Origin of the sequence: Flavobacterium aciduliphilum (assembly GCF_003268855.1) — a bacterium.
Taxonomy (GTDB): Bacteria; Bacteroidota; Bacteroidia; order Flavobacteriales; family Flavobacteriaceae; genus Flavobacterium; species Flavobacterium aciduliphilum.
Genome location: NZ_QLSZ01000009.1, coordinates 70,506 through 96,141 on the forward strand (window position 1 = coordinate 70,506; position 25,636 = coordinate 96,141).

Consider the following 25,636-nt stretch of genomic DNA (forward strand, 5'->3'; position numbering starts at 1 on the left):
TTAGTATTGTTCTTGTGGATAAAGAAACGTATCCATCACTTGGAATGTAATGGTACCATTATCCTCAACAAAATATTTTATTAAAACATCACCCCACAACTGACCATTACTATAATCAGCAATAATCCAACGATGGTTTAAGACCTTAACTTTATTGATTATGAATTTTTGATCACCCATTTTTTCTTGACCCGTATATATATTGCCTTTAGGACTATCATTGTAAGCGATCAAGGCTTCCTTGATTTGTGGAATCAATTTTTGAATAGAGTATTTTTCGAAGTAATCTTGAGCATGCTGATTTTGTTCGAGAGAAAAATAGTCTGCTTCGCTAACTTTATTCATGTATGTCATGAGACTGTCTTTGATGCTTTTTTCAATTAATTTACTATTTTTCCTTTCAAATTCTATTTGTTTGGTAAAATACATATATGTAAAAAACAAAATCATCGTGGTTACGAGGAATAAATATAAGTACAATTGTTTCTTCATAATTCTATTGAAATTTCTAAATTATCGTAGGCCAAAGAGACTCCTTTAGGAAGCCTACTTTGAACTTCTTCATGAAATCCGAGTGAATGACTAATATGTGTTAAATAACATTTTTCTGGCTGAATCAAAGTTACAAAATCTAAAGCTTCCTGCAAACTAAAATGCGAATGGTGTTTTTCTTCTCTCAATGCATTAATAACCAACACTTTTAATCCTTTTAATTTTTCTATTTCAGACGTTTCTATAAAACTTACATCTGTTAGGTAAGCAAAATTATGAATTCGATATCCGAAAACTTGTAGAGTTCCGTGCCAAGCCTGAATGGGAACGATAGACCAAGTACCTACTGTAAATGGAATATTCTGCACTACAACATGTTCGACTACCGAGGGTGCTCCTGGATATTTATTTTCTGTTTCAAAAATATAATCAAATCGTTTCTTTAAATTGGCTAATACTCTTGCATGGGCAAATATAGGAATATCCCCTTGTTTAAAGTTGAAAGGACGAATGTCATCTAGACCTGCAGTGTGATCAGCATGTTCGTGAGTGAATAATAGTGCATCTATTTTTGGGCATTGCGCGCGCAACATTTGTTGTCTAAAATCAGGACCACAATCAATAACTACTGAATTTTGTTCGTCATAAACCCAAACAGAAACACGCAAACGTTTGTCTTTAGCATCCGAACTAAAACATACGGGGTGTTGGCTCCCAATTACTGGAATCCCTTGAGAAGTACCTGTCCCTAAAAAATAAACTTTCATTTTCAGCGTTATAGTATTACTATAAAAATTTGGTGCAAAAGTAGTCAAAATAAATTTAGCATACTTTTTGATGGATACATTTAGAACCTACAAAGCACAAGACCAATTGACAAGTAAAAATAGCCTAATTAATCTTTTGCAAACGTACCTAATTTATTAACTTTGCGAAATAATAGCGATTATGGAAAATTTAGGATTAGACATCAAACTCAAAGGGGATAGAGTTATAGAACACATTCCTTCTACAAAAGACAAGGCTCTCAGAATAAATCTGAACGAAAATATATATGGAACTTTTGCTGAGATAGGCGCAGGACAAGAAACCGTTAGACATTTTTTTCGAGCTGGTGGATCTTCTGGAACAATAGCTAAAGCGATGTCTGCCTATGATAAGGATTTTAGTGATGCCATCTATGGTATAGAAAGCGATGGCCGATATGTTACTGAGAGTCGGTTAAAAAAAATGCTTACCCATGAAGTTAGCCTCATTGAAGAGCGCCTCGATCGAACAAAGCATCCTAATAAGATGTTTTTCAGTTATGCTAACACCGTAGCAACTATTGATTTTGCAAAACAATTCAAAGGTCATGGTTGGGTTGGAATTAAATATCAAGTTGAACCTGACGAAGAATACAACGAAATCATTCTTCACATTCGTTTTAAAGAAACCGACGCTAGGCTTCAACAAGAAACACTAGGAATTTTGGGAGTTAACTTGATTTATGGTGCATATTACAAATACTCCGATCCAAAAAAACTACTCCGTTATCTTTACGACCATTTAGACAAAGACCAATTAGAAATCGATACCATTAATTTCTCTGGACCAAGATTTGCTATTGTAGACAATCGTTTGATGAGTTTACAATTGGTTAAAAATGGCATGACAGATGCCGTAATGTTTGGCCCTGATGGACATAATATTTTGCCTGCTGCGGTACTTTATAAAAAGAACATTCTTGCTTTGAGAGGAAGTTTCCGACCTGTGACAAATGTCAATATGGATATGTATCAAAAATCGCTCGAAATGTTTGTTGAAGAAAACAAAGTAGACAAAGACAATACTTTTGTTATTTTTGAGATTACCCTTTCCAATTTACGTTCTGAAGGAGAAATCGACGAGAGAGATTTTATGGATCGTGCGGAACTTTTATGTTCGTTAGGACAAACCGTTATGATTTCAAATTTCCAAGAATATTATAGAGTCGTAGAATATTTCTCAAATTATACCAAGGCACGTATGGGATTGGTGATGGGTGTAAATAATTTGGTTGATATTTTTGACGAAAAATACTACAGACATTTGAGTGGCGGCATTCTAGAGGCTTTTGGAAAATTGTTTTACAGAGATTTGAAAGTTTACTTATATCCTATGGAAGAAGAAGGTGAAATCATCACTTCCCAAAACTTAAAAGTACATCCTCGTATGAAAGAGTTATATAAATTCTTCGCATACAATGGTAAAGTGGTTGATGTTCCTGTTTATGACAAAGATAATCTCCGAATTTTCTCAAGAGATGTATTACGAATGATCAGCACTGGAATGACTGGGTGGGAAAAAATGCTACCAAAAGGCACTGCTGATTTAATAAAACGACATAAATTATTCGGATATAACCCGAGCAGAGTTTTAGAAAAACATTAATAAGAAAGTCAGCAATGCTGACTTTCTTACTTTAAGATTTGAGCGGCATGAGTTTTTGTTTTTACCTCAGCAATGACATCGCAAATCACTCCTTCTTCATCAATAACAAAAGTGGTTCTGTGAATCCCATCATATTCTCTTCCCATAAATTTCTTTGGCCCCCATACTCCAAAAGCCTGTATTACTTCTTTATCGACATCTGCTATCAATGGGAAGGGAAAATTAAATTTTTCTTTGAATTTTGTTTGGGCTTTAGCATCATCAGCACTTACACCTAAAAGTGCGTAATTGTTTGATTGAAAACGTTCGTAATTGTCTCTTAAATCACAAGCTTCTGCGGTGCAACCTGGTGTATTCGCTTTTGGATAAAAGAATACAACTAACTTTTTCCCTTTGTAATCTGCTAAGGTATGTTCTTTTCCATCTTGATCTTTACCGGAAAAATGAGGGGCATTGTCTCCTATTTTTAATGTTGTCATTTGTTTAGATTAAAGTTGTTATATTTACCTTCAAATCTAGTAAAAAATGACGAAGAAAGAGCGTGCAACATTTGTTATAAATACGTTAAAAGAGTTATATCCTGTTATTCCTATTCCATTAGATCATAAAGATCCTTATACCTTACTGATTGCCGTGTTACTGTCAGCACAATGTACCGATGTAAGAGTGAACCAAATTACGCCTCTTTTATTTGCAAAAGCAGACAATCCTTATGATATGGTAAAAATGAGTGTAGAGGAAATTAAAGAAATTATCAAACCTTGTGGCTTATCTCCCATGAAATCGAAAGGTATTTATGGATTGTCTCAAATTTTAATTGAAAAATATGACGGAAAAGTTCCACAAAGTTTTGAAGCCCTTGAATCATTACCTGCAGTGGGACACAAAACTGCTAGTGTGGTGATGAGTCAGGCATTTGGTGTTCCTGCCTTCCCTGTAGACACCCACATTCATCGACTCATGTTTCGTTGGAATTTATCAAACGGCACAAATGTTATTCAAACCGAAAAAGATGCTAAAGCGATTTTTCCTAAAGCATTGTGGAATGATTTACACTTACAAATCATTTGGTATGGTAGAGAATATTCACCCGCAAGGGGTTGGAACCTTGAAAAGGACATTATTACTCGAACTATTGGAAGAAAAGAATTTTTAAAATAAAATATCCCGATTGTTTTCGGGATATTTTATTAATTGGCCATAAACTCAAAATGCATCATACCAACCTTCACAGCGCTCATCGATTTGGAATAATTTAATATAAAATCGATAGTTTGTTTTTTGGGCAACAATTTAGAATTTGCCGATTTTTTCTTAGTGTAAAGTTTTGCCATAAACCTTGTTATTATGTTATATGACAATAACGCAACTTTATTTTTTTTATTGTTTAATTCGTTAAAATTATTTGATTTTTTTCTATCATTTTTCTTAGATTGATTACGGCATACCGCATTCTTCCCAAAGCCGTATTGATGCTTACCCCAGTCATATCGGCAATTTCATTAAAACTATAGTCTTGATACATCCGTAAAACCAAAACTTCTTTTTGATCCTCAGGAAGTTTATCAATCATCTTATGTAAATCCGTTTCAATACAATCGGCTATAATTTTACTTTCTACATTTAGCGTTGCATCTGAAATAAATGAAAAAACGGACATTTCTTCACGATCCCGATTCATAGGCATACGTTTCTCTTTACGAAAATGATCAATCACCAAATTATGTGATATTCGTAATACCCATGATAAAAACTTACCTTCTTCATTGTAAGAATTTGATTTTAAAGTTTTAATGACTTTTATGAATGTATCTTGAAAAATATCATCCGCCAAATCTCTATCTTCAATTTTAGAATATATGAATCCATAAATTTTAGATTGATGTCGCTTAATTAATATAGCTAAGGCATTTTCATCTCCAGCTATATAATTCTTTACCAATAAAGCATCAGGAATTTGAATTGTAGCCATAAAATTACATTTTTAGTTTTGGTTATTATCTCGTATTTCTAAAAAAGTAATTTTTTGCTATAGGCTAGTTCAATTAAGTATTAATTATTGCCAAATATAACATAAAAATTTCTTAAAAAACAAACTTTAATTGCATTTTTAACATTTTTATTCTGGTAATACTTTAAACGCATTCCCCTATTTAAACATTTATTCTAATATGATTTTTTTTGTTATAAACGATTTTCCATCTGATATTTTTACAAAATATACCCCAGCATGCATGGTTTGAACATCTAAATAACTTAAGGTTTGCCCCTGATTGATCGCATTAGACATGACTAATTTCCCATTACTATCTAGTAATTCTATAGTATAATTTTTTTCAACAATAGGTCCCATTTGGATTACCACTAAATCTGCGGCTGGATTTGGAAAAATAGTAATATCCATGCTGTTGTTATCAAAACTTTGATTATCCAGATTTGGCGTATATGTTGTTGTCGTTTCAGTGATTGATGTCACTTTTCTATTTGCATAAACACCATAATACGTTGGTCCTACCATATAAGGATACACTGAGTTATGATTGGCATCTACAGTGGCAAAATAGCAATAGGTACCACTAGGATACTCTGGTGTCACGCAAAACCTTCCGTTATGAACATCTAGATAGCTTGCGTCACCTGTGTGAGCTACATATTCATAATCCTCTTGAAAACTACCCAAAGGATATGTGCTATTCACAGGAGGTCCAGCTGTAACTGTATTCCCATTAGCATAGGTAGTTCTCGTAGTTATGTTTCGTAATTGGTAACTCGATTTCATTCGAACAATCCCCCCAGTGCCATCTGCATTTGCATATCCATAGGCACCATAAATTGGGTATCCATCATAAGCAAAGCCTATCAAAGGAGAATGTTGTGCTGAATTAATGACATACAATCCATCTGCATCATATAAACTACATACCGTTGAAATGATATTCAAGTCATTTTTAAACGCAGAAGGATTTTGATGATGGTGGTAATTCGTTCCTGCAGGATGTCCTTTAGAACAATCGAAACCTGGACGTTCATATTTTATGGCATCCCTATTCCAAACGCCATCTCCTGTACCTCCAAATGGACCACCAGCAAAGGCTCCTGTAGAACTTTTCCAACTCACAGCATCTGAATAATTGAAGATTGCAACCCCATTTATACAAACACCGATATTCCCTAAACCAGTTGCGGTAAGCGTACCTGTGTTAGGGGTAGGCGTTAACGGAAACTTAAAAATAGCATTCTGATTACCCGCTTGATTTGGATTCCCATCCAAATAAGGTCCTACGGGATAGGCAGGAATTCCTGTGGTTTTGATGTATACATTATTGGCCGAATAACTCACTTGCTGACAATTGACTAATATACCATTTGAAATGGCTGTAGAATTTCCTGAGGTGTAATAGGTTCCCGTTGTCGTGGTATTCTGCAACCATCTCGTAATAATAGGATTTGTCTGAGCAAAAGAACTACAAACAACCAGTAAAAGCGTTAAAAAAATGTTTTTCATAATGACTTATTTTAGAGTTATGGATTCGTTATTACTTTAGGAACACTGAATTTAGGATTAAATAAAAATTCTTTGTCGGTCAGTGTCAATAAAAAAGCAATGACATCTTTCTTTTCATCATCCGTTAATCGAATGGGATTTTGCAATTCTTTGGCTAATGTATTACGTTTTACGATGCCATCGGTATAAAAATTTAACACATCTCGCAGCTTTTTAAATCGCCCATCATGCATATAAGGATAGGTAAATTCAATATTTCTCAATGTTGGTACTTTAAAATTAAAACTGTCTTTGGGATTCAACGTAATTTTTACACGACCATAATCATTATAATCCTTATCTAAAGGCAACCCATTGTCGGCAAAACGATTATTAGTAAACAAAGGATCGCTGTGACATGTAATACAATTTTGTCGAAATAAACGAAACCCATTATTTTCTTGTTGAGTAAAAAAGACATCTTTTTCGTGACGCATCACTTTATCAAACTTAGAATTGTAGGTTTCAAGGCAGACTGTGAATTGTGCCATCGCTTTTAGCACGTTTTTTGTCGTTACGACACTATCTCCAAAAACATTATAAAATAAGCCCTTATATTTTTTTGATTGATTTAACTTTCTTAAAACCTCAACCAACGGTTGATCCATTTCGAGTGGATTGGTAATTGGATTTATGGGTTGAGTTTCTAGGCTAATGACACCTCCATCCCAATGAAATGCCTTTGACCAAGCCAAATTCATAATAGGCATTGCATTTCGAGTACCTATTCTCCCTTCGATACCATGACTTAAAGCATGATCAGTATGCGCAAATCCAGTATATTGTAAATGACAACTCGCACAAGAAATTGTACTGTCTTTTGATAAAACAGGATCATAAAACAATTGTCGCCCCAATTCAAATCCTTTTTGTGACAGTGGATTTTTGGCAAAATTATATGACGGTTTTGGCCAACCCTTTGGTACAACGAAAAAGGCATTGTCTATATTTCTCCATGAAATGAGAAAAACAAAAGTCAACAAGAATATCAATAAAATACTTTTTTTGCTATTCAATTGAGAACATATTTTTATATAATTTTGACATGGTAATTGCCTTTATACCTGGAATCATTACAGCGTTAGTCTCTTTCAAAGATACCGAATTTAACCAAGCGCTTACATCTGTTTTAATCTTGATACTATTCGAATCATCGGGAAAATCAAGAATAACTTCTTGTAAAGCATTTTGATGTTCTAAGTAGCCGCCTATGTGAAACTGAAATTCTTTTTTGGGCGTCTTACAACTTGAGCTTATTCCTTCCAACTTCATATTAATATAACCCGAATTCCAAGCCCAATACATTCCTAAAGAAGGATCTAAATCCCCACTTAAATCCCCAGACACGTTTGTAATACTATCTATCCCAACATAAAATCGGATTTTTTTAATTTTAAAATTAGGAACCTTTTCCATTTGAAATTGTAACGTATTCAATGCTTCTATATTAAGCAAATGAACCGATTTATTTTCTTTAAAAACTTCTCCATTAGATCCCTCCAATATAATATTTGATACATAAAACTTTAAGGTGGAGATCATGATCGTATCGTTTTTCTCTGTGATGTATTTTTCATTATTCAAAACCAACGCTTTATCTTGAAACATAGGCAAGAAAGAAATATATACGACCTTATCTTTAGGAGTTGTCTGAAAAGAAAGACAACACAAAGCCATGAATACGCCACAAAAAATAAACTTTTTATACATAAATTAGGGTCTAGGAGGTGGTGGCATCATTTCAGCACCATTTTCTCTTCCTGGTGGGGGACCATCATGATTGGGTTTTGGTCTCATCATTCGAGCCGCTTCTCTAATAATTTCATCAAACTTCTTTTTTTGTTCAGAGCTACAGATAGCTCTTACTTTTTGAAAATGATAAAACATAGCCAATTCTTCTTTTTCTCTACATGCTCCTATTTTAGAAACCGCTGCATGAATCATTTGTGGAGTAACTTTGGGATTTTTTAGCAAATCTAAATACGCATCATGTGCCATTCGATCGTCTTCTTTCAAAGCACACATGGCTTCACGATGCTGATGTACAAGTTCTTCAAACTGCTCTTTTTGTTGATTGGTAAACTGTAATTCTTTTGCAAAAAAACCTTCAACAACTTCATTTTTTGGTGGACGATGTACCCACATAAATGTAAGAGTTCCAATATTAACAACCAATAAAAATACTATTACAATTTTTAAAAATTTAGAATTATTCATACTCATTTATTTGATATTCATTTGAAAAATATTCTTTGTATACTTGATTTTTACCTTCATTTGAAGCTAGCTCCTCGGCCTTTTTAAAATATTGGTGTATTGAAATCAAATTCAAGCTTACCAAAATAACTACACTAGCAGCCAACCCAACTATTTGAATCCTAGTAACTTTTGTTGGTATCTTTTTAACATGCTTCAACGCATTTTGTAACTCTTTTGGCACCTCTACTCTTTGAATGGTTTCAATTGTGTGTAAGGTTTCTTTTATCCAGTATTCTTTTGCATTCATAATTCTATAGATGATTTATTTTAAAAAAACTTGCGTTTATTTTTCATTTTCTTCATAATAATGTGCTAAAAATTTCTTTAAATTTTGTTTGGCTCTAAAAAGTAAGGATTCAACAGCCGAGAGAGACACGTTCATAATTTCTGCAATTTCATTATAACTCACCTGTTCTAACTTGTGCAATACATAAGCCGTTCGTTGCTGTTCGGGTAGTAAATCAATCGCTTGAAAAAGTATTGCAGCACGCTCCTTATTTTCCATCTGAATTCCTGGGTGAACAAAATCGGAATGATTTTCAAGCGCTTTTTCACCATCCGAAGAAAAAATAGATTTAAATACGCCAAAACGTTTTCTACGATTTCTGCTTCGTATTGTTTCCAAACATTTATTTACGGATATTCTATAAATCCATGTTGAAAGCGACGATTCTGCTTTAAACTGATGGATGTTCAAATGTATTGTGATGAAAATTTCTTGTGTTACATCTTCAGCATCTTCCATATTTTGAAGCATTCCAATACAAGTATTATATACTTTTTTGGAAAATAAATCCACCAACAATTGGAACGCTTTGTCATCGTTCTTTTTTAATTGGGCTATGATTTCTTTTTCTTCTGAATGCTGCATATTTTTTTTTAGATGTGAATTTGATAAAAAACTTGCGTTAATGTACCGAAAATTCGAAAAACCATTCTTTGGTATTTTTATTATTTCAAATATAAACTAAAATTAGTACTAAATAGATTTTGTGATTGGTTCAACAGTTATTCGCAACAGAGAAATGATTATCTTTGCGAAAATTCGTTTTTTTCTTATGATTCCAGAAGATCTTTCAATGCTAGAGCCTAAAAAAAACATCCTAATAAAAGGGGCTGCCATCCACAATTTGAAAAATTTAGACGTGGCTATTCCACGCAATCAACTTGTAGTTATTACTGGACTATCGGGTTCTGGAAAATCGTCTTTAGCTTTTGACACATTGTATGCAGAAGGACAACGTCGTTATGTAGAAAGTTTATCATCGTATGCTCGTCAATTTTTGGGTCGACTAGACAAACCGAAAGTAGAATACATCAAAGGAATTGCCCCTGCTATTGCTATTGAACAAAAAGTAAACACGACCAATGCGCGTTCAACAGTGGGAACTTCGACAGAAATATATGATTACCTAAAACTACTATTTGCACGCATTGGAAAAACCGTGTCTCCAATTTCGGGTAATGAGGTACAAAAAGATACGGTAACCGATGTCATAGAAAAAGTAAAAACATTTGAATACGATAGCCGTTGGTTGCTCCTAGCGCCAATTCATCTGGAAGAAGGAAGAAAACTCGAAGACAAACTCAAAGTTCTTTTACAACAGGGTTTTGCACGTATCTTGGTTAATAACGACATGGTGCGTTTAGACAACCTTGACCAACACACGTTAGATAACAAAGATATTTTATTGATTATTGATCGAATTATCGTAAAAGAGGATGAGGAATTTTACAATCGCCTCTCTGATGCAGTACAAACGGCCTTCTATGAAGGGAAAGGAATTTGTTATTTGCAAGCCGTAAATGACTCTTCTCGAATAGAATTTAGCACAAACTTTGAACTGGATGGCATGACTTTTTTAGAGCCTAACATTCATCTTTTCAGTTTTAACAATCCCTATGGAGCCTGTCCAACTTGCGAAGGATATGGATCTGTTATTGGTATTGATGAAGATTTGGTTATTCCAAATACGGCATTGTCAATTTTTGAATACGCTATTGCCCCTTGGCGAGGTGAGAGTATGGGATGGTATCGTGACGAATTGGTAAACAAAGCTTATAAATTTGATTTTCCGATTCATAAACCTTATTTTGAACTTTCGCAAGAACAAAAAGATCTCGTTTGGAACGGAAATCAATATTTTCAAGGATTGCATGATTTTTTTAAAGAACTTGAAGAAAAAAATTATAAAATTCAAAATCGGGTGATGTTGTCACGCTATCGTGGAAAAACGAAATGCAACACATGCAAAGGAAAACGACTTCGAACCGAAGCTAATTATATTCAAGTAGGTGGAAAAACGATTTCCGACTTGGTCGACATGCCCATTCGTCGTTTAATAGAATTTTTCAAATCGTTAGAACTATCCGATTATGACAAAAGGGTTGCTAATCGATTACTTATTGAAATCAATAATCGTTTGGCATTTCTCAGTAATGTGGGATTAGATTATTTAACATTAAATCGAAATTCCGCTACGCTTTCAGGTGGTGAATCACAACGCATTAATTTGGCTACCTCTTTGGGAAGTAGTTTGGTGGGTTCCATGTATATTTTAGACGAACCCAGTATTGGTTTGCATCCAAAAGATACCGAACTCTTGATTGGAGTTTTAAAAAATCTTCGGGATTTAGGAAATACGGTTATCGTTGTGGAACATGATGAAGACCTTATGAGACAAGCCGATAGGATTATCGATATCGGACCTGAGGCGGGTACACACGGTGGGACTCTTGTAGCGCAAGGAAAATTTGATGAAATTTTGAAATCGAACTCCTTGACAGCACACTATTTGAATGGTACTTTAGAAATTAAAGCCCCAAAAACACGACGAAAATGGAACACCTACATTGATATTTTAGGAGCTCGTGAAAACAACTTACGAAATCTAGATGTACGTTTCCCTTTGGAATGTCTAACGGTTATTACTGGTGTCTCTGGTAGCGGAAAAAGTACACTGGTAAAGAAAATTCTCTTTCCTGCTATTCAAAAAAAATTAGAAGGCGTTGGAGAAAAAGCGGGACAGTTTAGCGATATGCAAGGTCATTATCAACGCATTCATCACATCGAATATGTCGACCAAAATCCCATTGGACGAAGTTCACGTTCTAATCCTGTAACCTACATCAAAGCCTATGACGATATTCGAGACTTGTTTTCGAAATCAAAATTATCTAAAATTAGAGGGTATCAACCCAAACATTTTTCGTTTAATGTTGACGGAGGACGATGTGAAACTTGTAAGGGAGATGGTTCCATTAATGTGGAAATGGTATTCATGGCTGACGTCGAATTACCTTGTGAGACATGTTGTGGAAAAAGGTTCAAAAAAGAGATTCTTGAAGTGACCTTTGAAGATAAAAACATCGACGATATTCTCACCATGACTATAGATGAAGCGATAGCCTTTTTCAGTGAACACAAACAAACCAAAATCATTCAAAAATTACAACCCTTGCAAGATGTAGGTCTGGGATATGTTCAATTAGGACAATCGTCTTCCACACTTTCAGGTGGTGAAGCGCAACGCATAAAATTGGCTTCTTTTCTTGTGAAAGGAACTACCAAAGACAAAGCCTTATTTGTGTTTGACGAACCCACCACAGGATTGCATTTTCATGATATAAAAAAACTATTAGCTTCCTTCGATGCCTTACTAGATAAAGGACATTCAATCCTTGTGGTAGAGCACAATCTCGATTTAATAAAATGTGCCGATTGGATTATTGATTTAGGACCCGAAGGCGGTGAAAATGGAGGTACTCTTTTAGCAGAAGGTACGCCAGAAGATATCGTTAAAAACAAACAATCGATTACGGGAACATATTTGAAGGAGAAGTTAATTAAAAAAAACTGATTGTTTTTTACAATCAGGCTCAGTTAGTAAACCAAAGTTTACGGTTATTTATTCGTATTGTTTAATCAATTCTTTAATTAACAAGCGTACTTGTGGTTCTACTTTTTCAGCGGCTTTTAATACTTCGGCATGATTAACTTCTTCTATATTATCCTCATCCCCCATATCTGTAATAACTGATAATCCAAAGGTTTCGAGATTCATGTGACGCGCTACAATAACTTCAGGTACTGTAGACATTCCAACACAATCGGCTCCAATATTTTTAACCATTCTATATTCTGATAATGTCTCAAAAGTAGGTCCTTGCAATCCCATATAAACCCCGTCATGTACTTCTATTTGATGTTCGCTCGCAATTTTTTTAGTTTGAGCAATCATCGCTCTGCTGTATGGCTCACTCATGTTGACAAATCTAGGACCGAAACGTTCGTCATTTCTACCTCGAAGGGGATGTTCTGGCATCATATTAATATGATCATGGATAAGCACGATAGAACCAACCTCATAGTTTGGATTCACACCTCCTGAAGCATTGGAAACAATTAATTTAGAAATCCCTAAATATTTCATTACGCGCACAGGAAAAGTCACTTGTTTCATATCGTACCCTTCATAAAAATGAAAACGCCCCTGCATGGCAACCACTTTTTTAGTACCAATGGTTCCAAAAACCAAAGCTCCTTTATGCCCTTGAACTGTCGACACAGGAAAATTTGGAATCGAGTCGTAGGGTAACGTGTGTTCGATTACTATATCGTCTGTAAAACTTCCTAACCCTGACCCTAAAATCACGCCATATTCTGGAGTAAAATTTGTTTTTGCTTTGATAAATTCAACGGTCTCTTGTACTTGTTCCCACATATTGTTCTATTATTCTATTAAAATCAGTGCCTTTAGAGATAAATTTAGATTGGATTGGTAGGTAAAAAAGTGATTTTAAATCGTATTTTTTCAATCGAACGTAATCTTTCTCGGTGGTGATTATGAGTTTATTTTTTGCTTTATTTCGTATTTTATTACAATCTTCCTCTGAAAAATGATGATGATCGGGGTATATCAACACCGTATTTTGTTCAGCTTGCAAATATGCAAAAAAAGGTTCAGGCTTTGCAATACCCGCTACAAGTAATTTATCAACAACCCTAATATCTTCTACTTGTTTTGATGTTTGTGTATTGTAAATCTTGTCATCATAATCTATGAAACTAAAAAAAATTGGTTTATTAAGTCCGATTTTTTTCTTTATTTCTTCTTGGGCAAGTTCTGACAAATCTTTGGGACATTTCGTGATAATTATCACATCGGCTCTTTGAGCTCCATTTCTTCCCTCACGAAGAGTTCCTGAGGGCAGCATGACATCATCGCAAAACAAATCATTAAACGCTGAAAGTAAAATATAAAATCCTGCTTTTACTTTTCGATGTTGGTAGGCATCATCAAGTAAAACAACTTCAGGTTTATCATCCCATTGAAGTAATTGTGTTATTCCGTTTTTCCTTTTCGCATCAACAGCTACCTGAATATTAGGAAACTTTTGATAAATTTGAAATGGCTCGTCTCCCAATGTTTCCACTGTAGCTTGTGAATCTGCTAAAACAAATCCTTTGGTTTTACGCTTGTAGCCTCGACTCAATATAGCTACTTTATAATTTGGAGAAAGCAAACGAATCAAATATTCTATTTGAGGTGTTTTTCCTGTGCCGCCTACACTTAAATTCCCAACGGCAATTATTGGGATATCAAAAGAATATGATTTTATAAACCCCTTATCATACATGAAATTTCTCAATGCAGTAATGCCTCCGTAAAGAAGCGCAAAAGGAAACAAAATGATTTGAAGAAATTTCATTGTGATATACTATCCTAACTATATTTTTGTCTTTCTCACCTAAATCAAAAGAGGTATTGACTATGCAATTGAAGACAAAGATACAAAAACGATACGATTTGAGTTTCTAAAAAAACAATTGACGTTCTAACTGACATTTTTTTTATCTTTGAAAAGTTATTACTTGTATTGAGATGAAATGGAACTATAAATTCATGTTTGTTTTTTTTCTGGGTCTTATGAGTGTTTGGGGTCAAGACCATCAAGATGCGCTTATTTTAAAAATCTTGTTAAGTAAACATTATGAAAATGAAAAAGTTATTGTAAAAAACCGGTTACAATTTTTAAGTTTCTACTGTTCAAAAGCACCAAATAATGAAGAGACTTATGAAGTGATTAATAAAAATCCAGCTGTAAAACCTTTTGCAGAAGAATTAAAAAAACAAATTAACACCCAACTCGTAGAAGATTGGTCGAACGAATTTCATGAGATTTTTGACAATCAAAATCAATACCTCAAAAGCAAAGTGAATAACTGTTTGAGCTTAGATGAATTTCATAAAGTTTCGAAACGGTATAATGACAACAATCAACGCCTTATGATTGTAAGTAAACCTATGTATTTTGGAAAAAAATATTGCTTAGTAAAAGTAGTATTTTATCGAAATATAGAACACAATTATGGTTGTTTTTATCTTTTAGAAGAAAAGAACCATCAATGGACTATTATTGATGCTTTGAATGAATGGTCAACCTAATTAGTAACGCATTACATTATCATGAAAATAAAAGAAATTAGTAAGATTTTAGAAGAAATGGCCCCTTTAGCCTATGCTGAAGATTTTGACAACGTTGGTTTATTGGTTGGCAATCCCGAAAGTACTGCGACTGGAATATTAGTTTGTCACGACGCTTTGGAATCCGTTATAGACGAAGCTGTTTTCAAAAATTGCAACATGGTAGTTTGCTTTCATCCCATTCTTTTTTCGGGTATTAAAAAAATTACAGGAAAAAATTATGTTGAAAGAGCGGTTTTGAAAGCAATAAAAAATGACATTGCGATATATGCGGTGCATACAGCTTTGGACAATCACAAAAACGGGGTAAATAAGATTTTTTGCGACGCATTAGGACTACTGAATACGAAGATATTGATTCCTAAACCACAGTTTATCCAAAAATTAGTAACCTATACAGTTCCAGAAAATGCAGAGAAACTAAGAACAGCACTCTTTGAAGCTGGAGCTGGATCAATAGGGAATTACGACAATTGCAGTTTTAATTCGATTGGTAGAGGAACGTACAGAGGTAATAAGGACAGCAATCCAACGATTGGAACTCCCCTAGTGTTTATGGAAACAGAAGAAGTAAAGATCGAAGTTACCTTTGAAAAACATAAACAAAATACCATTCTTCAAGCTCTTTTTGCAAATCATATTTATGAAGAAGTAGCTTATGAAGTGTATGATTTACAGAATACTCATCAAAATATTGGTTTAGGGATGGTAGGCGAATTGAACTCTCCAATGTCTGAAATCGATTTTTTATCTTTTGTAAAAAAAACCATGGATTGTGGAGGAATTCGTCATTCTGCGTTATTAGGTAAACCCATTAAAAAAGTTTCTGTTTTAGGGGGGTCGGGAAGTTTCGCCATAAAAAATGCCATCCAATCGGGGGCATCTATCTTTTTAACATCTGATTTAAAATACCATAACTTTTTTGAAGCAGAAAATCGCATCATTTTGGCCGATATTGGTCATTTTGAAAGCGAAAGATTTACAAAAAAATATATTGTTGATTTTCTTAAAGAAAAAATCACTAATTTTGCAATCGTTTTATCAGAAGAAAATACAAATCCCGTTAAGTACTTATAAAATATGGCTACTACAAAAGAATTGAGTGTTGAAGAAAAATTAAGAGCACTCTACGATTTACAAATTATTGACACACGAATAGATGAAATCAGAAATGTTAGAGGTGAACTGCCATTAGAGGTGGAAGATCTTGAAGATGAAGTTGCAGGTTTAACTACTCGTTTAGAAAAATTACAATCTGATTTAGTGGTTATTGAAGACAACATTAAATCCAAAAAAGCAGCCATTGAAGAACACCAAGCAGCAATAAAAAGGTATACTGAACAACAAAAAGATGTTCGAAACAACCGTGAATTTAATGCTCTTACTAAGGAAGTTGAATTTCAAGAATTAGAAATTCAATTGGCTGAAAAACAAATTAAAGAGATGAAATCTTCTATCGAGCACAAAAAAGAAGTAATCTCAAATTCTAAAGAAAAATTAGAACAAAAATCAACTCACTTAAAACACAAGAAAGCAGAATTAGACGACATCATGTCGGAAACTCAAAAAGAAGAAGATTTTTTACTTCAGAAATCTGCCGAATTTGAAGCACTCATTGAAGAGCGATTGTTAGCTGCCTACAAAAGGATTCGTTCTAGTGTTCGAAATGGTTTGGCTGTTGTTTCTATTGAACGTGGAGCTTCTGCAGGATCATTCTTTACAATACCTCCTCAAACTCAGGTGGAAATCGCATCAAGAAAAAAAATTATTACTGATGAACATTCTGGAAGAATATTAGTAGATGCAATGCTTGCCGAAGAAGAACGAGAAAAAATAGAAAAACTATTCGCTCAAATAAATTAATCTAAATCCCGAATCATCGGGATTTTTTTATGAAAATCAAGAAACAACAAATTATAGCCCGATTTTTAGGCCTTGGGATTAACACATTAAGCTTTGTGAATCCTAAAAAAGCTTTACAAGTTGCTTATCTATTTTTCAGCACTCCAAGAAAAGGAAAACTAGACTTTAACCAACTCCCCTCAATTCTAAAAAAAGCTACCATTGAAAAGCATAACGTTGGCTCCCATATTTATCATTCCTATGAATGGAAAGGCAATCAAGAATGTATTCTATTAGTTCACGGCTGGCAAAGCAACGCTTCACGATGGAAAATTCTTATTCCACAATTGATTGAAACCGGAAAAACAATTGTAGCGCTTGACGGTCCTGCTCACGGATTAAGTTCTGGTAAAGAATTTAATATCCCAACCTATGTACAATTTTTAGAAGATCTCATGCCCCTTAAACAACCTACTATTATTATTGGACATTCCATAGGTGGACAGGTGATCGGTAAGTACCTCTCTACTGCATCTTATTCTTTTGAAAAAATTATCTTTTTGGGCGTTCCTTCTGATTTTAGTATCATCTTGTCAAACTACATTCAAATTTTAGGATTGAGAAAAAAAATTCATCAACAACTTATCGACTACATCCAATTTCGTTTTGATATTGAAATCCAAGAATTCTCAACAGCACAATTTTTAAGTAATAATGACACTCCTGGAATCCTTTTTCACGATGAAATAGACGATGTTGTCCCTATTGAAGAAGCTTTTAAAATTCATAAATCATGGAAAAATGCCCAATTAATTACTACAAAAAACCTAGGGCACAGCATGCATGACTCAAAACTATATCAAGACCTTATATCCTTTATCCAAAATTAAAATAAATAGGTTTGATTTTCAAAAAGGTTTAAAATCGATGCAATTTCATACCTTTGCAGCATGGAAGAACAGCTCATACGTATTAATAAATTTCTGTCAGAATCTGGATTTTGTTCCCGAAGAGAAGCTGACAAATTGATTGAACAAGGTCGCGTTACAATAAATGGGAACATCCCTGAAATGGGAACTAAAGTAGGTCCAAATGATGTGGTGCGTGTTAATGGAAAATTAATTCGTGAGAATACACAAAAACGCATCTATCTCGCTTTTAACAAACCCGTTGGCGTTGAATGTACTACAAACCTTGAGGTTAAGGAAAATATTGTCGACTATATCAATTATCATGAAAGAATTTTTCCTATCGGACGTCTTGATAAAGCTAGTGAAGGATTAATTTTTATGACAAACGATGGAGATATTGTCAATAAAATATTAAGAGCACGCAACAATCACGAAAAAGAATACCTAGTGACAGTTAATCGTCCGATTACAGATCGATTTATTGAACGTATGGCAAATGGGATTCCGATCTTGGATACGATTACAAAAAAGTGCACCGTAGAACAGATTAGTAAATTTGTATTTCGGATTATTTTAACCCAAGGATTGAATCGGCAAATACGTAGAATGTGTGAGTTTTTGGGGTATGATGTTGTAGCACTGAAACGCACACGAATTATCAACATCTCTTTAGACATTCCTTTAGGACGTTATCGAGAATTAACCGATGTAGAAATCGAACAACTACATCAACTCATTGAACCTTCGAGCAAAACCGAAGAAGCGAGCTTTCCAAAACCCATAACTAAAAATCCACCTCGAAAAGATTTTAGAAAAAGAACCTAAAAAAAACCATCAACTACAAGAGTGATGGTTTTAGATTCTTATACTATTCTAATTATATTTTAAATCGTTTTCTATCATTTTCATTCAAATAGATTTTACGCAAACGTAACGATTTTGGTGTTACTTCTACATATTCGTCTTTTTGAATATACTCCAGCGCTTCCTCTAAGGTAAACTTGATAGCGGGTACAATCTTGTTTTTCTCATCAGCACCTGCAGAACGGAAGTTTGTTAATTGTTTTGTTTTGGTAATATTTACAGTCATATCATCGCCACGAGAATTCTCTCCAACTACCTGACCTTCATAGATATCTTCGTTTGGATCAACAAAAAACTTACCTCTTTCTTGTAATTTATTGATCGAATATGGAATAGCTTTTCCATTTTCCATCGAAATTAAAGACCCGTTTGTTCTTCCAGCTATTTCGCCTTTCAATGGTTCATACCCAATAAATCGGTGTGCCATTATCGCTTCACCGGCAGTAGCGGTAAGCAATTGATTACGTAACCCTATAATTCCACGAGAAGGAATATTAAATTTGATTACCATACGCTCTCCTTTTCCTTCCATGGAAAGCATTTCTCCTTTTCGAACCGAAACAAATTCCACCGCTTTTCCTGATACGTTTTCTGGCAAATCGATGGTTAATTCTTCTATTGGTTCACATTTAACACCATCTATTTCTTTAATAATAACTTGTGGCTGCCCAATTTGAAGTTCATACCCTTCTCTTCTCATAGTTTCAATAAGAACCGACAAGTGTAATACACCACGACCAAACACCATAAATTTATCGGCAGAATCGGTATCAGCAACTCTCAATGCCAAATTTTTCTCAAGCTCTTTAGCCAACCTATCTTTTATGTGACGAGAAGTCACAAATTTCCCTTCCTTACCGAAGAACGGCGAATCGTTAATGGTAAACAACATACTCATTGTAGGTTCATCAATGGCAATTGTTTGTAAAGCCTCTGGATTTTCAAAATCAGCAATAGTATCTCCAATTTCAAAACCTTCTACTCCAACAATCGCACAAATATCTCCAGCCGTTACTTCTTGTACTTTTTTACGTCCAAGCCCTTCAAAAGTATGCAACTCTTTAATTCTAGATTTCAATACTTTTCCGTCTCTTTTTACCAAAGAAATGGGTAAATTTTCTTTTAAGACACCACGTTCTAATCGTCCAATAGCAATACGTCCCGTAAATGAGGAGAAATCTAATGATGTAATTAACATTTGAGGGGTTCCTTCAGATACTTTAGGAGCAGGAACATGTTCTACAACCATATTCAATAAAGGTTCAATATTGGTCGTTACATTTTCCCAATGATCTGACATCCAATTATTTTTTGCAGAACCATATACTGTAGGGAAATCCAACTGCCATTCTTCTGCGCCCAATTCGAACATCAAATCGAATACTTTTTCATGTACCTCTTCTGGAGTACAATTTTCTTTATCAACTTTATTGATTACGACACATGGTTTTAATCCTAAATCAATTGCTTTTTGAAGTACAAAACGCGTTTGAGGCATAGGTCCTTCAAAAGCATCTACTAACAAACAAACACCATCTGCCATATTCAACACCCGCTCTACCTCACCACCAAAATCGGCGTGCCCTGGTGTATCAATAATATTAATTTTAGTACCTTTATACATTACAGAAACATTTTTTGATGTAATCGTAATGCCACGTTCACGTTCTAAATCGTTGTTATCAAGAATTAAATCACCTGTGTTTTCGTTTTCACGAAAAAGCTGGCAATGGTACATAATTTTATCCACCAAGGTAGTTTTTCCATGGTCAACGTGGGCAATGATTGCAATGTTTCTGATTGATTCCATCTAATTTTTTTTATGAGGTGCAAAGGTACATTTTAATTTGACAATAAAAAACCCTCATTTACAATTCTATAAATATTTTTTTACATAAAAAAACCTCCTTTAAGAAGGAGGTTCGATAGTATTTTTACAAGTGCCAATTATAATTTAGCTACGTGTCTTGTCAATTTTGATTTCAAATTAGAGGCTTTATTATCATGGATAATATTTTTCTTAGCTAATTTGTCAATCATAGAAATAACTGACGATAATTTAGCTGAAGCATCAGCCTTATCTGTAGCCATTCTTAATGCTTTGATAGCATTACGAGTGGTTTTGTGTTGGTATCTGTTTAATACTCTTTTCTTTTCGTTACTTCTAATTCTTTTTAAAGCTGACTTGTGATTTGCCATTTTCTTTTAATTTAATTGTAATAATGTTAAAACTATTAGTTAAAAAAGAAAAACCTCCCACAATTAAAAAATTTAATCACTTTGGTTTTAACTAATAAAACAAAAAATTGAGACACTAACCTTCTGCTTTATAAAACTAATTTACAACTAATTTTGTAGCCCGTAGGGGAATCGAACCCCTCTTACCAGGATGAAAACCTGGCGTCCTAACCGATAGACGAACGGGCCTTAATTTTTGTTTAAAATCAATATCTTATTGAACTTGTAGCCCGTAGGGGAATCGAACCCCTCTTACCAGGATGAAAACCTGGCGTCCTAACCGATAGACGAACGGGCCTACTGCTTAAATGCGGATGCAAAAATACAACTATTTTTTATTCGCACAAGAGGCTCACTATTTTTTTTTGTTTTTTTTCTAATACGCCTTTGCAAACAGCACTCTACCAGTGGATTTAGCCCCAGAAAAAACACATTTTCCTTCTTCTTTTTGTTGGTTTAAAGGAATACAACGTATGGTTGCTTTTGTTAATTCCTTAATTTTTTCTTCCGTTTCAGCGGTTCCATCCCAATGTGCCGATATAAATCCTGCTTTGTTTTCTAAGACTTCTTGAAACTCATCAAACGAATTTACCTCAGTAATATGGGTATTTCTATATTCTAATGCTCTATCAAACAAATCCTTTTGAATGGTTTCCAACAAATCGATACAATAAGCAACGATCCCCTCTTTTTCAACTACATTTTTTGTAAGTGTATCTCGTCTTGCTACTTCAAACGTCCCATTTTCTAAGTCTTTTGGTCCTACAGCAATGCGTACAGGAACCCCTTTTAGTTCCCATTCTGCAAACTTAAACCCAGGTTTCTGCGTTGTACGATTATCGTATTTAACCGTGACTCTAAGTTTTTTGAATTGTTTCATCAAATCGTCTACCACATGTGAAATTGCGTCAAACTCTTCTTCGGTTTTATATATAGGAACGATTACGACTTGGATCGGTGCTAAATTTGGAGGCAAAACTAAGCCGTTATCATCAGAATGTGTCATGACCAAAGCCCCCATCAAACGTGTGGATACTCCCCAAGAAGTTCCCCAAACATGTTCTTGCTTTCCTTCCTGATTGGCAAATTTCACATCAAAAGCTTTGGCGAAATTTTGTCCTAAAAAGTGCGAAGTTCCCGCTTGTAGCGCTTTTCCATCCTGCATTAAGGCTTCAATACAATAGGTTTCTTCTGCTCCAGCAAAACGTTCTGTTTCTGTTTTCAATCCTTTAATTACAGGTATTGCCATGAAGTTTTGAACAAAATCGGCATATACATTCATCATTTTTTCAGATTCTTCTATCGCTTCTGTTTTGGTTGCATGAGCAGTATGCCCTTCTTGCCACAAAAACTCGGCCGTTCTCAAAAACAAACGTGTTCTCATCTCCCACCGAACCACATTTGCCCATTGATTAATGAGTAAGGGTAAATCGCGATACGATTGCACCCAATTTTTATAAGTACTCCAAATAATAGCTTCACTCGTAGGGCGAACAATTAACTCCTCTTCGAGTTTAGCATTGGGATCAACCATTAACTTTCCCGGTTTCGATTCGTCATTCTTTAAACGATAATGCGTGACAATAGCGCATTCTTTAGCAAATCCTTCAGCATTTTTCTCTTCGGCTTCAAACATACTTTTGGGAACAAACAAAGGAAAATAGGCATTGCTGTGTCCTGTTTCTTTAAACATGCTGTCCAATTCTGCTTGCATTTTTTCCCAAATAGCATACCCATAAGGCTTGATTACCATACATCCTCTAACCCCTGAATTTTCTGCTAAATCTGCTTTGACAACAAGCTCGTTATACCATTTTGAATAGTCTTCTGATCGCTTTGTTAAGTTCTTACTCATAATAAATAGTTTGGCACAAATATTGTTTAACTAATTTTAACTAAATTATTCAGCAAAACTAACTATTTTTGTAATGACCAACAATAAAAAATGCTATAGATATGAAAACAAATCAATATTTAATTAAAAAAACATCCTTGTTTTTTTTCTTTGCAGTACTTACTATTACTGCAAATTCTTGTGGTTCCTATCAAAACAGTTCCTATTATGACAATGATGGCATCTATGGAACATCAGAAAATGTGAGACCCGAAAGACATGAAACTGCCAGAAATGGTAATTATTACAAAGACTACTTCAGTTCGTTGCACAAAGACAACGAGCAAGTGTTTACAGATGTAGATAAGTACTCTACTTACAAAGACTCTATTGCTCCAAACAACGCTGCTCCCAATCAAAATTCAAACGATTATGCAGGTTGGGGCTCTAACCCAAGTACGACTACTGTGAATGTATATACTAATGGTTGGTATACACCAAGTTGGGGTAGGTATTATGGAAATTATTGGGGATACAATGGTTGGTATGGAAATTCATGGGGATATAACAGTTGGTATGCTCCAAGTTGGTCTTTGAGTTGGGGTTGGTATGGTCCTTACTACAATTATTATGGATATGGGTATTATCCTTATGGATATTACTATCCTAATTACTTTGGATACTATGGCGGTGGTTATTGGGGCTGGACAAATGGTCATATTGGTCATACCTATGCATATTCTGGTGGTAGAAGAAACAATGAGTTTATCGGAGGAATTGGAAGTTCGACTGGTGGCTTTGGATCTGGAGTAAGAGCCTCAAATGGAGGTCGAATCGTAGGCGTACCTACAAACATGCCACGAAACTACAATACCCTTTCTACTCCTAGAATTAGTGTTTATAGTCCAAGACAGAGTGATTACACCCCTAGAACGTATAATCCATCTTCGACACCTAATTATAACACGCCTAGAAGTTATTCCCCATCTAATTCAAATTATAATTACAACACACCTAGAAGTTATTCGCCTTCTACACCTAGTTATAGCTCTCCTAGAAGTTATGCCCCTAGCGGTGGTGGATTTGGTGGTGGAGGTTTTAGTGGTGGTGGCGGCCGCGCTGGTGGCGGTGGCGGAGGAAGAAGATAAATTAATTTTCAAAAAATGATAGAGGCTATGAAAAAAATTTTAATGACAGCATTTCTTGTTTTAGTGATTCCTTCATTACACGCACAAGATATTAATGATGCTTTACGCTATGCTCAAACAGACTTAAATGGTACTGCACGCTTTAGAAGTATGAGTGGTGCTTTTGGAGCCCTAGGAGGAGATTTATCTTCTTTGAATATCAATCCTGCTGGTTCGGTTGTATTTGCAAACAGCCAAGTCGGGTTTACAATAAGTAGCTACAATACTGCAAACAAATCGAATTATTTTGGAACTAATACTTCTGACAGCAGAAATAGTTTTGACATAAATCAAGGAGGTGTTGTACTAGCTTTCAACAACTATGACAAAAAAAGCAATTGGAAAAAATTTGCATTAGCGCTGAATTATGAAAACAACAGAAATTTAGACAATGCGCTATTCTCTGCCGGTACGAATCCACTAAACTCTGTAGATAACTATTTTTTGAGTTATGCTAATGGCGTTTCTTTGGGCACCTTAAACAATTATTACTTTGATGAATTGTACTATAATGAACAACAAGCTTATTTAGGGTACAACTCCTATATCATTGATCCCAGCACCAACTCAAGTACTAATACAACATATTATACGAATATTGCAACGGGAGGAAATTATTATCAAGAAAACAAAATTAGAACCAAAGGCTATAACGGTAAACTGAATTTTAACTTTGCCACACAATATACCGATCAATGGTCTTTCGGATTGAATTTGAATTCGCACTTCATTGACTACAGACAATCATCTAGTTTTTTTGAAACCAACGACAATCCAAAATACCCTACTGGTTCCACGGTGGATGTAGTTCATTTTTATAATGATTTATACACTTATGGGAATGGATTTTCATTTCAATTGGGAACGATCTATAAAGTTACCAAACAATTTCGTGTAGGGTTTTCGTATGAATCTCCAACTTGGTATCGTTTGAATGATGAACTTACACAGCGTGTCACAACTTCTGGTTATGGATTGAATAGTTCACAAAACAATACTCAATATGGAACGATTGTTACCGACCCTAATACGACCATGATCTTCCAGCCCTACTCTTTAAAATCTCCGAGCAAAACAAATTATAGCTTCGCCTATATCTTTGGAAAAAAAGGACTTTTAAGCCTTGATCTAAGTAGAAAAGATTACAGCAAAACGATGTATAAACCAAAGTCTGATTTTCCAACCACCAATTCTATTTTGGCAAATAGTTTAACAGTTTCTAACGAGGTGAGATTGGGAGGCGAATATAAAATTAAAAATGTAAGTCTGCGCGGTGGATATCGTTGGGAAGGAAGTCCTTATAAAGATAAAAATATCATGAGTGATTTGAACGGATACTCTTGCGGTTTTGGATATAATTTTGGAAGTATTAAACTAGATGTATCCTACAGCAATTCAAAAAGAGAGTACAACCAACAATTTTTCTCACAAGGTTTGACCGATGCAGCAAAAATTAAATCCGTAAACAACAATATTAGCTTGACGATGTTATTTGAATTATAATCGTCAAGACATTCTCTATAAACCATTCGTTTTTTTCGGATGGTTTTTTTTTGCCTAAAGTA

At 34.6% G+C, this 25,636-nt stretch carries 26 protein-coding genes and 2 tRNA genes; 10 read left to right on the forward strand and 18 right to left on the reverse strand.

Annotated features, from left to right (window positions below; all coding sequences use genetic code 11):
- Both CLV55_RS10030 and CLV55_RS10035 read right to left on the reverse strand, forming a co-directional pair.
- Positions 1-492 carry a hypothetical protein gene (locus CLV55_RS10030; RefSeq protein ID WP_112113661.1) on the reverse strand — a complete coding sequence of 164 codons (492 nt, stop codon included), beginning with the start codon at positions 490-492 and terminating at the stop codon, positions 1-3.
- On the reverse strand, positions 489-1,259 hold the full coding sequence (locus CLV55_RS10035) for an MBL fold metallo-hydrolase (protein WP_112113662.1): 771 nt from the start codon (positions 1,257-1,259) through the stop codon (positions 489-491). The genes CLV55_RS10030 and CLV55_RS10035 overlap by 4 nt, the downstream gene beginning before the upstream one ends.
- A 181-nt stretch (positions 1,260-1,440) precedes the next feature.
- Here CLV55_RS10035 and CLV55_RS10040 point away from each other — a divergent pair, with 181 nt between their 5' ends.
- Positions 1,441-2,904: a TonB-dependent receptor gene (locus CLV55_RS10040; protein ID WP_112113663.1), complete on the forward strand. Its 1,464-nt coding sequence runs from the start codon at positions 1,441-1,443 to the stop codon at positions 2,902-2,904.
- Positions 2,905-2,930: 26 nt separating this feature from the next.
- On the opposite strand, the gene bcp is transcribed toward CLV55_RS10040, so the two are convergent.
- Positions 2,931-3,383 (reverse strand): thioredoxin-dependent thiol peroxidase, encoded by a 453-nt coding sequence (bcp, locus tag CLV55_RS10045; protein WP_112113664.1) that lies wholly within the window; start codon positions 3,381-3,383, stop codon positions 2,931-2,933.
- 46 nt (positions 3,384-3,429) lie between these two features.
- Between bcp and CLV55_RS10050 the strand changes: the two genes are divergently transcribed.
- Positions 3,430-4,065: an endonuclease III domain-containing protein gene (locus CLV55_RS10050; RefSeq protein ID WP_112113665.1), complete on the forward strand. Its 636-nt coding sequence runs from the start codon at positions 3,430-3,432 to the stop codon at positions 4,063-4,065.
- Positions 4,066-4,094: 29 nt separating this feature from the next.
- Here the strand turns inward: CLV55_RS10050 and CLV55_RS12895 are convergent, their stop codons facing one another.
- The 8 genes from CLV55_RS12895 to CLV55_RS10085 form a co-directional block, all read right to left on the reverse strand.
- On the reverse strand, positions 4,095-4,238 hold the full coding sequence (locus CLV55_RS12895) for a hypothetical protein (RefSeq protein ID WP_170122250.1): 144 nt from the start codon (positions 4,236-4,238) through the stop codon (positions 4,095-4,097).
- Between the two features lie 53 nt (positions 4,239-4,291).
- Complete coding sequence (locus CLV55_RS10055; RefSeq protein ID WP_112113666.1) at positions 4,292-4,876, reverse strand: RNA polymerase sigma factor; 585 nt, start codon at positions 4,874-4,876, stop codon at positions 4,292-4,294.
- A 189-nt stretch (positions 4,877-5,065) separates the two neighbouring features.
- Positions 5,066-6,409, reverse strand: a complete 1,344-nt coding sequence (locus tag CLV55_RS10060; protein ID WP_112113667.1) for a YHYH protein — start codon at positions 6,407-6,409, stop codon at positions 5,066-5,068.
- A 17-nt stretch (positions 6,410-6,426) separates the two neighbouring features.
- On the reverse strand, positions 6,427-7,464 hold the full coding sequence (locus CLV55_RS10065) for a cytochrome-c peroxidase (RefSeq protein WP_170122251.1): 1,038 nt from the start codon (positions 7,462-7,464) through the stop codon (positions 6,427-6,429).
- The gene (locus tag CLV55_RS10070; protein WP_146739560.1) at positions 7,457-8,158 is read right to left on the reverse strand and encodes an MbnP family protein; all 702 of its coding nucleotides are present in this window, start codon (positions 8,156-8,158) and stop codon (positions 7,457-7,459) included. Before CLV55_RS10070 ends, CLV55_RS10065 begins: the two co-directional genes overlap by 8 nt.
- Positions 8,159-8,161: 3 nt before the next feature.
- Positions 8,162-8,665: a Spy/CpxP family protein refolding chaperone gene (locus tag CLV55_RS10075; protein ID WP_158527033.1), complete on the reverse strand. Its 504-nt coding sequence runs from the start codon at positions 8,663-8,665 to the stop codon at positions 8,162-8,164.
- The gene (locus CLV55_RS10080; protein WP_112113671.1) at positions 8,658-8,954 is read right to left on the reverse strand and encodes a hypothetical protein; all 297 of its coding nucleotides are present in this window, start codon (positions 8,952-8,954) and stop codon (positions 8,658-8,660) included. Before CLV55_RS10080 ends, CLV55_RS10075 begins: the two co-directional genes overlap by 8 nt.
- Before the next feature lie 36 nt (positions 8,955-8,990).
- Entirely contained in the window at positions 8,991-9,578 is a 588-nt protein-coding gene (locus tag CLV55_RS10085; RefSeq protein ID WP_112113672.1) for an RNA polymerase sigma factor, read from the reverse strand.
- 187 nt (positions 9,579-9,765) lie between these two features.
- On the opposite strand from CLV55_RS10085, the gene uvrA reads away from it, so the two are divergent.
- Positions 9,766-12,567 carry an excinuclease ABC subunit UvrA gene (gene uvrA, locus CLV55_RS10090; protein ID WP_112113725.1) on the forward strand — a complete coding sequence of 934 codons (2,802 nt, stop codon included), beginning with the start codon at positions 9,766-9,768 and terminating at the stop codon, positions 12,565-12,567.
- 48 nt (positions 12,568-12,615) lie between these two features.
- Here uvrA and CLV55_RS10095 read toward each other — a convergent pair whose 3' ends face one another.
- Together CLV55_RS10095 and lpxK are read right to left on the reverse strand one after the other, a co-directional pair.
- Positions 12,616-13,431, reverse strand: coding sequence for a purine-nucleoside phosphorylase (locus CLV55_RS10095; RefSeq protein ID WP_112113673.1), 816 nt, complete (start codon positions 13,429-13,431; stop codon positions 12,616-12,618).
- On the reverse strand, positions 13,403-14,419 hold the full coding sequence (gene lpxK / locus CLV55_RS10100; RefSeq protein WP_112113674.1) for a tetraacyldisaccharide 4'-kinase: 1,017 nt from the start codon (positions 14,417-14,419) through the stop codon (positions 13,403-13,405). Before lpxK ends, CLV55_RS10095 begins: the two co-directional genes overlap by 29 nt.
- Positions 14,420-14,592: 173 nt before the next feature.
- Here lpxK and CLV55_RS10105 point away from each other — a divergent pair, with 173 nt between their 5' ends.
- Genes CLV55_RS10105 through rluF form a run of 5 tightly spaced genes read left to right on the forward strand, consistent with a single transcriptional unit; the run spans position 14,593 to position 18,773 of the window.
- A complete protein-coding gene (locus CLV55_RS10105) occupies positions 14,593-15,156 on the forward strand; it encodes a hypothetical protein (protein ID WP_112113675.1) in 564 nt (187 codons plus the stop codon).
- 21 nt (positions 15,157-15,177) lie between these two features.
- Positions 15,178-16,272 (forward strand): Nif3-like dinuclear metal center hexameric protein, encoded by a 1,095-nt coding sequence (locus CLV55_RS10110; RefSeq protein ID WP_112113676.1) that lies wholly within the window; start codon positions 15,178-15,180, stop codon positions 16,270-16,272.
- 3 nt (positions 16,273-16,275) lie between these two features.
- Positions 16,276-17,058, forward strand: coding sequence for a zinc ribbon domain-containing protein (locus CLV55_RS10115; RefSeq protein ID WP_112113677.1), 783 nt, complete (start codon positions 16,276-16,278; stop codon positions 17,056-17,058).
- Between the two features lie 29 nt (positions 17,059-17,087).
- Positions 17,088-17,927, forward strand: a complete 840-nt coding sequence (locus CLV55_RS10120; RefSeq protein WP_112113678.1) for an alpha/beta fold hydrolase — start codon at positions 17,088-17,090, stop codon at positions 17,925-17,927.
- Between the two features lie 60 nt (positions 17,928-17,987).
- Positions 17,988-18,773 carry a 23S rRNA pseudouridine(2604) synthase RluF gene (gene rluF, locus CLV55_RS10125; protein WP_112113679.1) on the forward strand — a complete coding sequence of 262 codons (786 nt, stop codon included), beginning with the start codon at positions 17,988-17,990 and terminating at the stop codon, positions 18,771-18,773.
- A gap of 52 nt (positions 18,774-18,825) precedes the next feature.
- Here rluF and typA read toward each other — a convergent pair whose 3' ends face one another.
- The 5 genes from typA to proS form a co-directional block, all read right to left on the reverse strand.
- Positions 18,826-20,622 carry a translational GTPase TypA gene (typA, locus tag CLV55_RS10130; protein ID WP_112113680.1) on the reverse strand — a complete coding sequence of 599 codons (1,797 nt, stop codon included), beginning with the start codon at positions 20,620-20,622 and terminating at the stop codon, positions 18,826-18,828.
- A gap of 137 nt (positions 20,623-20,759) precedes the next feature.
- Positions 20,760-21,011 carry a 30S ribosomal protein S20 gene (rpsT, locus tag CLV55_RS10135; RefSeq protein ID WP_112113681.1) on the reverse strand — a complete coding sequence of 84 codons (252 nt, stop codon included), beginning with the start codon at positions 21,009-21,011 and terminating at the stop codon, positions 20,760-20,762.
- 156 nt (positions 21,012-21,167) lie between these two features.
- A tRNA-Glu gene (locus CLV55_RS10140) sits at positions 21,168-21,239 on the reverse strand.
- 37 nt (positions 21,240-21,276) lie between these two features.
- A tRNA-Glu gene (locus CLV55_RS10145) sits at positions 21,277-21,348 on the reverse strand.
- 78 nt (positions 21,349-21,426) lie between these two features.
- Entirely contained in the window at positions 21,427-22,905 is a 1,479-nt protein-coding gene (proS, locus tag CLV55_RS10150) for a proline--tRNA ligase (RefSeq protein ID WP_112113682.1), read from the reverse strand.
- A gap of 101 nt (positions 22,906-23,006) precedes the next feature.
- Between proS and CLV55_RS10155 the strand changes: the two genes are divergently transcribed.
- Together CLV55_RS10155 and CLV55_RS10160 are read left to right on the forward strand one after the other, a co-directional pair.
- Positions 23,007-24,032: a hypothetical protein gene (locus CLV55_RS10155; protein ID WP_112113683.1), complete on the forward strand. Its 1,026-nt coding sequence runs from the start codon at positions 23,007-23,009 to the stop codon at positions 24,030-24,032.
- A gap of 27 nt (positions 24,033-24,059) precedes the next feature.
- A complete protein-coding gene (locus tag CLV55_RS10160) occupies positions 24,060-25,574 on the forward strand; it encodes an OmpP1/FadL family transporter (protein ID WP_245902710.1) in 1,515 nt (504 codons plus the stop codon).
- Positions 25,575-25,636 lie beyond the last annotated feature (62 nt).

Bases quoted from the DNA above. Each gene is read 5' to 3' on its own strand.
- CLV55_RS10085 (WP_112113672.1), bottom strand. From the start codon at position 9,578: ATGCAGCATTCAGAAGAAAAAGAAATCATAGCCCAATTAAAAAAGAAC.
- lpxK (WP_112113674.1), bottom strand. From the start codon at position 14,419: ATGAAATTTCTTCAAATCATTTTGTTTCCTTTTGCGCTTCTTTACGGA.
- CLV55_RS10075 (WP_158527033.1), bottom strand. From the start codon at position 8,665: ATGAATAATTCTAAATTTTTAAAAATTGTAATAGTATTTTTATTGGTT.
- CLV55_RS10030 (WP_112113661.1), bottom strand. From the start codon at position 492: ATGAAGAAACAATTGTACTTATATTTATTCCTCGTAACCACGATGATT.
- CLV55_RS10070 (WP_146739560.1), bottom strand. From the start codon at position 8,158: ATGTATAAAAAGTTTATTTTTTGTGGCGTATTCATGGCTTTGTGTTGT.
- CLV55_RS10050 (WP_112113665.1), top strand. From the start codon at position 3,430: ATGACGAAGAAAGAGCGTGCAACATTTGTTATAAATACGTTAAAAGAG.
- typA (WP_112113680.1), bottom strand. From the start codon at position 20,622: ATGGAATCAATCAGAAACATTGCAATCATTGCCCACGTTGACCATGGA.
- rluF (WP_112113679.1), top strand. From the start codon at position 17,988: ATGGAAGAACAGCTCATACGTATTAATAAATTTCTGTCAGAATCTGGA.
- CLV55_RS10060 (WP_112113667.1), bottom strand. From the start codon at position 6,409: ATGAAAAACATTTTTTTAACGCTTTTACTGGTTGTTTGTAGTTCTTTT.
- CLV55_RS10105 (WP_112113675.1), top strand. From the start codon at position 14,593: ATGAAATGGAACTATAAATTCATGTTTGTTTTTTTTCTGGGTCTTATG.
- CLV55_RS10080 (WP_112113671.1), bottom strand. From the start codon at position 8,954: ATGAATGCAAAAGAATACTGGATAAAAGAAACCTTACACACAATTGAA.
- bcp (WP_112113664.1), bottom strand. From the start codon at position 3,383: ATGACAACATTAAAAATAGGAGACAATGCCCCTCATTTTTCCGGTAAA.
- CLV55_RS10160 (WP_245902710.1), top strand. From the start codon at position 24,060: ATGAAAAAAATTTTAATGACAGCATTTCTTGTTTTAGTGATTCCTTCA.
- CLV55_RS10095 (WP_112113673.1), bottom strand. From the start codon at position 13,431: ATGTGGGAACAAGTACAAGAGACCGTTGAATTTATCAAAGCAAAAACA.
- CLV55_RS10055 (WP_112113666.1), bottom strand. From the start codon at position 4,876: ATGGCTACAATTCAAATTCCTGATGCTTTATTGGTAAAGAATTATATA.
- CLV55_RS10115 (WP_112113677.1), top strand. From the start codon at position 16,276: ATGGCTACTACAAAAGAATTGAGTGTTGAAGAAAAATTAAGAGCACTC.
- CLV55_RS10155 (WP_112113683.1), top strand. From the start codon at position 23,007: ATGAAAACAAATCAATATTTAATTAAAAAAACATCCTTGTTTTTTTTC.
- CLV55_RS12895 (WP_170122250.1), bottom strand. From the start codon at position 4,238: ATGGCAAAACTTTACACTAAGAAAAAATCGGCAAATTCTAAATTGTTG.
- CLV55_RS10110 (WP_112113676.1), top strand. From the start codon at position 15,178: ATGAAAATAAAAGAAATTAGTAAGATTTTAGAAGAAATGGCCCCTTTA.
- CLV55_RS10120 (WP_112113678.1), top strand. From the start codon at position 17,088: ATGAAAATCAAGAAACAACAAATTATAGCCCGATTTTTAGGCCTTGGG.
- uvrA (WP_112113725.1), top strand. From the start codon at position 9,766: ATGATTCCAGAAGATCTTTCAATGCTAGAGCCTAAAAAAAACATCCTA.
- proS (WP_112113682.1), bottom strand. From the start codon at position 22,905: ATGAGTAAGAACTTAACAAAGCGATCAGAAGACTATTCAAAATGGTAT.
- CLV55_RS10035 (WP_112113662.1), bottom strand. From the start codon at position 1,259: ATGAAAGTTTATTTTTTAGGGACAGGTACTTCTCAAGGGATTCCAGTA.
- CLV55_RS10040 (WP_112113663.1), top strand. From the start codon at position 1,441: ATGGAAAATTTAGGATTAGACATCAAACTCAAAGGGGATAGAGTTATA.
- rpsT (WP_112113681.1), bottom strand. From the start codon at position 21,011: ATGGCAAATCACAAGTCAGCTTTAAAAAGAATTAGAAGTAACGAAAAG.